The 9,213-nt window shown below is 67.5% G+C and carries 9 protein-coding genes; 5 read left to right on the forward strand and 4 right to left on the reverse strand.

Annotated features, from left to right (window positions below; genetic code table 11):
* The first annotated feature begins 196 nt into the window (after nt 1–196).
* From ACK42S_RS07180 to ACK42S_RS07195, 4 genes are read left to right on the forward strand one after another with little or no spacing between them, the layout of a single operon-like run.
* Nucleotides 197–1,021 carry an SDR family oxidoreductase gene (locus tag ACK42S_RS07180; RefSeq protein ID WP_409704958.1) on the forward strand — a complete coding sequence of 275 codons (825 nt, stop codon included), beginning with the start codon at nt 197–199 and terminating at the stop codon, nt 1,019–1,021.
* 1 nt (nt 1,022) lies between these two features.
* A complete protein-coding gene (locus ACK42S_RS07185) occupies nt 1,023–1,421 on the forward strand; it encodes a dihydroneopterin aldolase (RefSeq protein ID WP_409660100.1) in 399 nt (132 codons plus the stop codon).
* Nucleotides 1,418–2,335, forward strand: coding sequence for a tRNA 2-thiocytidine(32) synthetase TtcA (gene ttcA, locus ACK42S_RS07190; RefSeq protein ID WP_409704960.1), 918 nt, complete (start codon nt 1,418–1,420; stop codon nt 2,333–2,335). The genes ACK42S_RS07185 and ttcA overlap by 4 nt, the downstream gene beginning before the upstream one ends.
* A gap of 32 nt (nt 2,336–2,367) precedes the next feature.
* Nucleotides 2,368–2,961: a DUF4136 domain-containing protein gene (locus ACK42S_RS07195; protein ID WP_409704962.1), complete on the forward strand. Its 594-nt coding sequence runs from the start codon at nt 2,368–2,370 to the stop codon at nt 2,959–2,961.
* On the opposite strand, the gene ACK42S_RS07200 is transcribed toward ACK42S_RS07195, so the two are convergent.
* Entirely contained in the window at nt 2,924–3,862 is a 939-nt protein-coding gene (locus ACK42S_RS07200; protein ID WP_409704964.1) for a helix-turn-helix domain-containing protein, read from the reverse strand. The two genes, ACK42S_RS07195 and ACK42S_RS07200, sit on opposite strands and share 38 nt — an antisense overlap.
* A 124-nt stretch (nt 3,863–3,986) precedes the next feature.
* On the opposite strand from ACK42S_RS07200, the gene pobA reads away from it, so the two are divergent.
* A complete protein-coding gene (gene pobA / locus ACK42S_RS07205; protein ID WP_409704966.1) occupies nt 3,987–5,165 on the forward strand; it encodes a 4-hydroxybenzoate 3-monooxygenase in 1,179 nt (392 codons plus the stop codon).
* Nucleotides 5,166–5,173: 8 nt separating this feature from the next.
* On the opposite strand, the gene pelG is transcribed toward pobA, so the two are convergent.
* From pelG to ACK42S_RS07220, 3 genes are all read right to left on the reverse strand, one after another.
* Complete coding sequence (pelG, locus tag ACK42S_RS07210) at nt 5,174–6,544, reverse strand: exopolysaccharide Pel transporter PelG (protein ID WP_409704968.1); 1,371 nt, start codon at nt 6,542–6,544, stop codon at nt 5,174–5,176.
* On the reverse strand, nt 6,544–8,169 hold the full coding sequence (pelF, locus tag ACK42S_RS07215) for a GT4 family glycosyltransferase PelF (RefSeq protein ID WP_409704970.1): 1,626 nt from the start codon (nt 8,167–8,169) through the stop codon (nt 6,544–6,546). The genes pelG and pelF overlap by 1 nt, the downstream gene beginning before the upstream one ends.
* A partial coding sequence (locus tag ACK42S_RS07220; RefSeq protein WP_409704972.1) for a hypothetical protein occupies nt 8,166–9,213 on the reverse strand: 1,048 nt, incomplete at its 5' end. The genes ACK42S_RS07220 and pelF, both read right to left, overlap by 4 nt.

The following is a 9,213-nucleotide window of genomic DNA, read 5'->3' on the forward strand; positions in this document are numbered from 1 at the left end:
CCCGGCAGGAGCCCGAAGGTGCGGCGGCCGTTCGCGTAGTAGCCCAGCCCCGGGGTGTACAGGGCCGCGGCCATGAAACGGTCGAAGCTCCACCAGCCCCCGTCGGTCGCGATGGCCTGGCGCAGGCGCTCGGACAGGGCGGCCGCTACACTGACGGGTTCGTTGGTCTGCATCGCGGCATTGTAGGTAGCCGTCCATGTCCGCTTCTCCAAAGCCCCCGAAGTCCCCTGCCGATGCCTCGCGTCCCGTGGTCCTGATCACCGGCGCGGCGCGGCGCCTGGGCCGGGCGATCGCCAGTGATCTGGCGGCGCAGGGCTGGGACATTGCGCTGCATCACCGCACTTCAGCGTCCGACGCCGAGCGGGCGGCCGCCCAGTGCCGCGGCGCCGGTGCGCGCGTGGCCGTGCTGGCCGCGGACCTGGCCGACGAGGCCGCCTGCCGGGCCCTGGTGCCGCAGGCGGTGGCCGCGCTCGGGCGGCTCGACGCGGTGGTCAACAACGCCTCGCTCTTCGAGTACGACGACGCGCTGAGCACCGGCTTTGCCTCGATGGAGCGCCACTGGCGTGTCAACACCGCTGCTCCGGTGGTGCTGGCCCAGGCGCTGGCGCGACACCTGGGCGCTGGCGGCCGGCGCGGCTGCGTGGTCAACCTGCTCGACCAGAAGCTGTGGAACCCCAACCCCGACTACTTCGCCTACACGCTGTCCAAGGCGGCGCTGGAGTCGGCCACCACGCTGCTCGCCCAGGCCCTGGCACCTGCGGTGCGTGTGGTGGGCGTGGCCCCGGGCGTGACCCTGCCCTCGGGCCCGATGAACGACGCCGAGTTTGCCGCCTCGTTCCGCATGACGCCGCTGCAGCGCTCGTCCACGCCCGAGGACATCGCCCAGGCTGTGCGCTTCGTGCTGCAGTCGCCGGCAATCACGGGCACCACCTTGCTGGTCGACGGCGGCCAGCACCTGAGCGCCCAGCCGCGCGACGTGATGTTCATCGCGCGCCAGGGCCAGGACTTCCCCAAGGAATGACATGCAATCCCTGCTGAACCATCCGAGCCTGATGGACTGCCGCCGGCTCTTCCTGCGCAACTACGAGGTCTGGATCAACATCGGCGTGCACGACTTCGAAAAGCGCGGCGAGCAGCGGGTGTTGATCAATGTGGAGCTGTACGTTCCGCTGTCGACCACCACGCCCAAGGCCGACCGGCTGGAGGAGGTGGTCGACTATGATTTCATCCGCCGCACGATCGCCAAGCGGGTCGCACAAGGACACATCCACCTGCAGGAAACCTTGTGCGACGACGTGATCGAACTGATGATGGCCCACCCCCAGGTCAAGGCCGCGCGGGTGTCGACCGAGAAACCCGATGTCTATCCGGATTGCGATGCCGTGGGGGTGGAGGTGTTCCGGGTGAAGGAGATGGCATGAGCACCGTGCTGGACGAGCGCCACGGCGGCAAGACGGCCGACAAGCGCGCCTTCGAGGCCAACAAGCTCAGCAAGCGCCTGCACCGCCTGGTGGGCCAGGCGATCGCTGACTTCAACATGATCGAGCCCGGCGACAAGGTCATGGTGTGCATGTCCGGCGGCAAGGACAGCCATGCCCTGCTCGACATCCTGATCAACTTGAGGCAGCGCGCCCCGGTGCACTTCGACCTGGTGGCCGTCAACCTCGACCAGAAACAGCCAGGCTTTCCGGCGCATGTGTTGCCCGAGTACCTGAAGAGCCGCGGCGTGGACTTCCACATCGAGGAGCAGGACACCTACTCCATCGTCAAGCGCCTCATCCCCGAGGGCAAGACCACCTGCAGCCTGTGCTCACGCCTGCGCCGCGGCATCCTCTACCGCGTGGCGGGCGAGCTGGGGGCCACCAAGATCGCCCTGGGCCACCACCGCGACGACATGCTGCAGACCTTCTTCCTCAACATGTTTTTCGGCGGCAAGCTCAAGGGCATGCCGCCCAAGCTGGTGAGCGACGACGGCAAGCACATCGTGATCCGCCCGCTGGCCTACGTGCCCGAGCACGACCTGGCCGCCTGGGCCGAGCACCGCCAGTTCCCGATCATTCCCTGCGACCTGTGCGGCAGCCAGGAGAACCTGCAGCGCAAGCAGGTGGGCGCGATGCTGCGCGAATGGCAGAAGAAGTACCCCGGCCGCATCGAGAACATGTTCTCGGCGTTACAGACGGTCGTGCCCTCGCACCTGATGGACCGGAACCTCTATCCCTTTGCCAGCCTCCAACCCACCGGCGTGGCCGACGCCGGGGGCGACAAGGCCTTCGACGAGGATGAGGACTGCGCTGCGCCGTCCGCTGCGGTGGTGAGTTTGCAGTTGGACCGTTGAGCCGCCCGCTGCCGGCGGCAGGGAGACGACCGATGCGTTGGATGACAGGGTGGGCGATGGCCGCGTTGCTGCTCTTGAGCGGCTGCGCCGGCATGCGTCTGATCGAAAGCGACGTGAACAGCCACTCGCAGTGGCCCTCCGGCCAGGCTCCCGGCCGCTTCCACTTCGAGCGCCTGCCCTCCCAGCAGGCCCAGGCTGCCCGGCAGGATGCCGTGGAGGCCGCCGCGTTGCCGGCGCTGCAAAAGGCAGGTTTCACGCTGGCTGCGCCCGGCACGACGCCGGAGTATGTGATCCAGGTGGCCAGCCGTCTGACCCGCTATGACCGGGCGCCCTGGGACGACCCCTATCCCTGGGGCTGGAACACGGGCTTGTTCTACGGCGGGCGTTACTACCGGGGTGCCAGCCTGGGCCTGAGCTTCTACGCCCCGCAGCCCTACTACGTGCAGGACGTTTCGGTGCTGATCCGCGACGCGCGCACGCAGCGGGTGCTGTACGAGACCAGCGCCCGCCACGATGGCCGCTGGGCCGACGAGGCGGTGCGGGGCACGCTCTTCGAGGCCGCGATGAAGGACTTCCCGCAGCCGGCGATCAGTCCGCGCCGCGTGCGGGTCGAGATTCCCCGCTGAGTCGGGACTCCCGGCCCGCGAGCTGGTGCCGGGCCAGTTCGCGGAAGCGCCGCGGCGGCCAGCCGGTGTGTTGCGTGAAAAAGCGCGTGAAATACGCCGCATCGGCAAAACCCAGGGTCCAAGCGATCTCCTTCACGCTGAGCTGCGTGTAGGCGAGGTCGCGCTTGGCCTCCAGCAGCAGCCGCTCGTGCAAGGCGCCCAGGGCCGAGGTGCGCAGCACCTCGCGGCATACGCGGTTGAGCTGGGTGGTGGTGATGCCCAGTTGCTCGGCATAGAACGACAAGGGGTGCTGCGCCCGGTAGTGCTGTTCCACCAGCGCACGGAAGCGCTGCACATGCTGCAGGCTGCGCGAGGGCGGCTGGGCACCGTGTGCGCCGGCGGCCTCCAGGGCCCGGCCCAGGCGCACCAGCACCATGCCCAGCGCGGCCGTGAGGGCCGTCATGCGCCAGGGGGCGTGCCCCTGGGCCTCGGCGGTCAGCGTGCGCACCGCCTCGTCCAGCGCCACGAAGGTCGGGGCCTGCGGCTCGAAACTGAGGCACTGCGCACGCGCCAGCCGCGCCTCCAGAGCCGGCTCGGCCTGCAGCAGGGCCTGCAGGCGCTGGGCCACCACGGTCACGATGACACCGTCGGTGTCGCTCGAGAAACGAAAGCCGTGCACCGTCAGTGCCGGCACAAAAACCACGCACGGCGCCACATAGGGCCGCCGCTCGTCGTCGAACACCACCTCGCCCCGCCCGGTGCGCAGGCTCAGGATCTGTGCGAAAAGATCATGCCGATGAGGCCGGATCTCCCAGTCGTAGAGCCGGCTGCGCTCGGCGATCGACTCGACATGCAGGCTCTCGGGGATCAGGGGCTGGTCGTGCTCGCCGTAGAGCGCGTAGGTGGGAACCCGGGTGGCCATGTTTGGAGCGGGCGAGGATGTTCGGATTGTGCAAGTGATTGTCCGCCCCGTCCATTTCACCCCCGGCAAGGCCTCACTAAGCTTGAGACAAATCAACCCGCCTCGACCTGCCAGGAGAGCTGCCATGCGCGTGCAAGTTGCCATCATCGGCGCCGGCCCCTCGGGCCTGCTGCTGGGCCAGTTGCTGTACCGGGCCGGCATCGACGCCGTCATCCTGGAGCAGCGCAGCCCCGACTACGTGCTCGGCCGCATCCGCGCTGGCATCATCGAGCAGGTCACCCAGGACCTGCTGGACCAGGCCGGGGTGGGGCAGCGCATGCACCGCGAAGGCCTGGTGCACCACGGCATCGAGCTCAGCTTCAAGGGTGCACGCCATCGCATCGACCTCACCGGCTTGACCGGCGGCAAGTCGGTGAGGGTCTATGGCCAGACCGAGATCACCCGCGACCTGATGGACGCCCGCCGTGCCGAGGGCCTGACCACGGTGTACGAGGCCGCCAACGTCAGCCTGCACGACTTCGACACCGAGCATCCGCGTGTGCGCTACGAAAAGGACGGCGCCACGCACGAGATCGAGTGCGACTTCATCGCCGGCTGCGACGGCTACCATGGCGCAAGCCGCGCCAGCGTGCCCAAGGGCGCGATCCAGACGTTCGAGCGTGTCTACCCCTTCGGCTGGCTGGGCATCCTGTCGGACACCCCGCCGGTCAGTGACGAACTGATCTACACCCACCACGAACGCGGCTTTGCGCTGTGCAGCATGCGCAGCCCCACGCGCAGCCGCCACTACGTGCAGGTGCCGCTGGGCGAGAAGGTCGAGGACTGGAGCGACGAGCGCTTCTGGGACGAGCTGCGCCGCCGGCTGGACCCGCAAGCTGCGCAGTCGCTGGTCACCGGCCCTTCGATCGAGAAGAGCATCGCCCCGCTGCGCAGCTTTGTGGCCGAGCCCATGCGCTTCGGCCGCCTGTTCCTGGCCGGCGATGCGGCCCACATCGTGCCGCCCACCGGGGCCAAGGGCCTGAACCTGGCCGCCTCCGACGTGGGCTACCTCTCGCGGGCCTTCATCGAGTACTACCAGGAGCGCAGCCGCGCCGGCATCGACCACTACTCCGACAAATGCCTGCGCCGCGTGTGGAAGGCCGAGCGCTTCTCCTGGTACATGACGAGCCTGCTGCACCATTTTCCCGACAACGGTGACTTCGGCCGCAAGATCCAGGAAGCCGAACTCGACTACCTCGTGGGCTCACGCGCGGCATCCACCGCCCTGGCCGAGAACTACGTCGGACTGCCGCTGGAGGGCTGAGCGCTGCATCATTGCAGCATGAAGGTCTGGTACTCCAGCTTGCGGAACAGCCGCTGCACCAAACTCAGACCCAAAAGCAGTGCGCCCAGCAGCGCCAGCGCCAGCCCGTAGCCGAAGAACTCGGCCCCCAGTTCGATCGACCAACGCGACAGCACGAGGTTGAGCACGGTCAAGCTCGCCGTGACGGCGACCACTTCGCGGCGTCTGTCGAGGTAGTACAGCACGTTGAGCACGGCCAGCAGCATGACCTGGAAGCTGGCAGCGGCTGCCTGGACGAGGAACAGCGGGATGTACAAATCGCTGATGCCGATCCAATCGAACAGCGACGGCACGAAGGTGTAGACGGCCAGCAAGGTGATCGTCTGTACCTTCATGATCTGGTACAAGCCTTCGCGCACGGTCTCTTGCATCCGATCGTGGTAGTGGGCGATGTCGTGCAGGGAGCCGCCCTCGCGCACGGCGTTGTAGAACTTGTCGTACCACTCCACGAAGTCGGTCTCGAATTTGACCAGGAAGATGCCCATGCCGGGGATCACGCACAAGTACGCGAGGAACACCGGCAAGTCGTAGATCACCGAAGCGCGCAACCAGCCGATGATGTGCTGAGACGTCGGCTCGGACCACCAAAACACCAGCTTGTCGATCCACACGCCCAGGTTGTAGAACAGACCGGCCAGGAGCAGCTCGGGGTACATCTGACGCCGGCCCAAGCACGCCAGCGACATCGGCTCGCGCAGCGGGAAATTGCGCAGGATCAGCGCCACCATGCCGAACCACAGCGCGAACTGCCCGCCCAGAAAGCCGGCGAACAGGCCTTCCATGCCCAGCGGGCGCAGGGCCCAGGCCAAGCCGACCGACAAGCCGTAGCCGCCGCCGTACAGCCACAGAATCGAGCGGTACTGCTTCAAACCCGAGAGCAAGACCGTGGCCACCCAGATGTTGTTGAGCAGCGCAAAACCGCTGACCAGCAACACGCGATACAGATGGCTGGCCTCGCGAAAGCCGAACCACGCTACGCCCCAGGCCAGGGTGCCGCTGAGCGCCGTGGTCACCAAGGTGACGCCCAGGAAGTTGGGCACGACGACCTCGGGCCGTTTTTCGAACAAGCGATCGGCCACCCAGCGGGTGAAGGCCAGTTGCAGCCCGCCAGTGAAGACGAGTGAGCCCATGATGAGGTAGGTGACCGTCACCTGGAACTGCACGATCAGGGCGTCGGGATAGACCGTGCCCAGCGACAACACGCCGATGGCGATGAGGCCGACGATGGAAAACACCCAGGGCCCGGAGCTGATGATGGAGGCGTAGGTGTAGGCCCTCAGCAGCCCGAGGTAAGACTCGGTGCGCAGCAGCTTGCGCAGTTCGAAGCCGATGCCGGCCATCAGGCGGCTCCTTCTTGCCCCGGCCAGGGGGCGTCACCGCGCAAGATGGCCGCCACCCGACCCACGGGGTCGGCCTGCCCTTGTGCGCGGCAGCGGCTGCGCGCCAGGGCGTCTTCGTAGACCAGGCGGTACTTGTCGAACATCAGTGGTTGGGTGTAGTAGCGCTCCACCCGCGCAATGCCGGCGGCCTGCGCTTTGCGGTAGCTGGCGGGGTCGCCGAGCAGCCGTGCGCATGCCATGCCCAGCGCTTGTGCATCGGCGATGCCGACCACTTCGCCGGCGGCTCCCAGGGCTTGGTCCTCCGCGCCCAGTCCATAGATCAACTGTCGGCACGAACCCACGTCGGTGGTGACGGCCGGCACGCCGGCGGCATAGCCTTCCAACAACACCAGCGGCAGGGCTTCACTGATCGACGACAGCACCACCAGCCCGATGCGGGGCATCAGCTCCACCAGCTTTTGAAAGCCGAGAAACTTCACCTTGTCTTCCAGCTCGAGGCTGCGCACCAGTTCGCGGCACTCGCGGGCGTAATCGGGATTCTCGTCTTCGGGGCCGGCGATCCAGCCTTGCAGCCCGGGCACGCGGTTGCTGGCCACGCGCACGGCGCGGATGAAGGTTTTGACATCCTTGATCGGCACGACACGGCCGATCAGGCACATCACCGGCGGCGGCGTGTCCGGCCGTTGCGCGCGGGTGGCCGCGAACGGACCGACATTGATGCCATTGGCGATGTTGCAGGTGGTGCGGGGGTCGGCTCCATCGGCGACTTGTCGCTGGCGGTTGGCCTCATACAAAGCGATGACCGGATCGGCCGCGTCATAGCACATCTGGCCCAGCGACTCGAACATGCGGATCCAAAGCTCGCGGAAGTAGCCGGTTTGTCCTGCGCTGCGTTCGAGCACTGGCAGGTTGTCGCTGATCCATTGCGCTGAAAACAGATCGATGCGTCGCTCTTTGGTGTAGATGCCGTGCTCGGACAACACCAGCGGCCGGTTGTGGCGACGCGCCAGCACGGCGCCCAGATAGCCGGCGTAGCCGGTGGACACCGTGTGATAGACCTGCGCCGGCGGCAGCCGCTCGGCCAAATCGGCCAAGGTCCACAGCGGGGTGTGCATGGTGCGCACCGTCCAGAAGTAATCGACGAAGGACGGATCGGTGCAGCGCAGCTGGTACTGTTCGGTCAAGTACCGCCAGGCCTCGTGCGAGTGCAGGAGGTACGACAGTGTCATGTCTTCGCGCATGAGCTTGAGGCTGCGCGCCAGCAGCTCGGCGCGCGCACTGGCATCTTGCTTGCGGCGCAGCTCCTCATGCAGCCGCTCGACGACCTCGGCCGTGCGGCGCTGGCCACGCCATTCCTTGGGCGCCGGCAGTGCCGATTCGGCAAAGAGGTAGTGGTGGGTCAAGCCCACCACGTTGGCGGGCATCTGGTAGCGCGGCGCACCGTAATCTTCAGGGCGCGATCCGATGAACACGATGTGAAAGCGCCGATCGGCAAATCCACTGACGATTTGATGCACCCAGCTGGACACGCCACCGGACACATAAGGGTAGGTGCCTTCCAGCAGCAGCATCACGTCGATGCGCTCATCCGGCGCAGGCACGCGATCGACGGGGGGGCGGCTCATACGAGGGCCTCGGTGATGTCGCTGAGCGGCTGCGCAGGGCTCGCATCGGTCAAGGGGGCGGGCCGCGAGACGCTGGGTTGTCCACCGTCGGAACGGGACCACACCCGCACCACCGGGCGCAGCCGGGGGGCCACCTGGTCGGCGTGCATCGGGCGCAACACCTCGCGCACGTCGTGGTAGCGCCGTTCTTGCCAGGCCAGTTCCGCGGCATAGGGCCGCCACATGGTCGGGCTGGCGTCGGTGGCGCGCAGCCGCAGCAGCATCTCGCGCGCCTCGCGGTGCGCGCCTTGGGCCAGGCTCAGCCGCAGGTGCATCATGAGCAGGCTGGGTTCTTCGGGGGCGGCTTCCAGTGCGATGCGGCAATAGGTCTTGGCTTGATCCATCGTGAAGTCGCGCAAATCGCCTTGTGCCAGCCCCTGGTAGACGAACTCGAGTTGCAGCTCGGCCACCTGCTGCGCCGCACGGGCGAGCACCGGGCCATGGGCGCCTTGGGCGCGCAGGGTCTGCAACTCACGCTGGGCGCTTTGCAGTTTGGCGGTGAGCTCGCGCTCCCAGACCTCGACGATGCTGTAGGCCAGCAGGCGGATTTCCTCGTCAGGGTCGGCCAGCAGTGCGCGCAAAGTGGGCACCGCCACGCGCGGGGCCATCTCGCGCAGCGCCAGCACAGCGCGGATGCGCTGCGCGCGCGCGCGGGCCGGGTCGCGTGCCATGCGGGCGACTTGACCGGCCGGCAGCTCGTCGGGGGCATTCTCGATGTCCAGGCTGACGGCAAAGACCTCCAGCGAGGGGGCTTCGCGCAGATGGTCGCGGCGGCGCACGCGCGCGGGCAAGGCGTGGGCCAACCAGGCGGCCAGCACCACGCCCAAGACCCCAAGCACGGGCATCATCAAGGCCACGGTGTAGGTCAAAGCCAGCGACCAGCGCCGGGGCCGTTGTAAAGGCGCGGGCAGCAGCTTCCAGCCGAGCGCGGCGGTGGGCGCTGCGGCCACGGCATGGCCGGCCCAGAAGGCCAGGTACGTCGCCGGGTCGGGGCTCCACAGCAGG

The sequence above is a fragment of the Caldimonas sp. genome (genome assembly GCF_046289365.1).
In the GTDB taxonomy this organism is placed as follows: Bacteria; Pseudomonadota; Gammaproteobacteria; order Burkholderiales; family Burkholderiaceae_C; genus Caldimonas.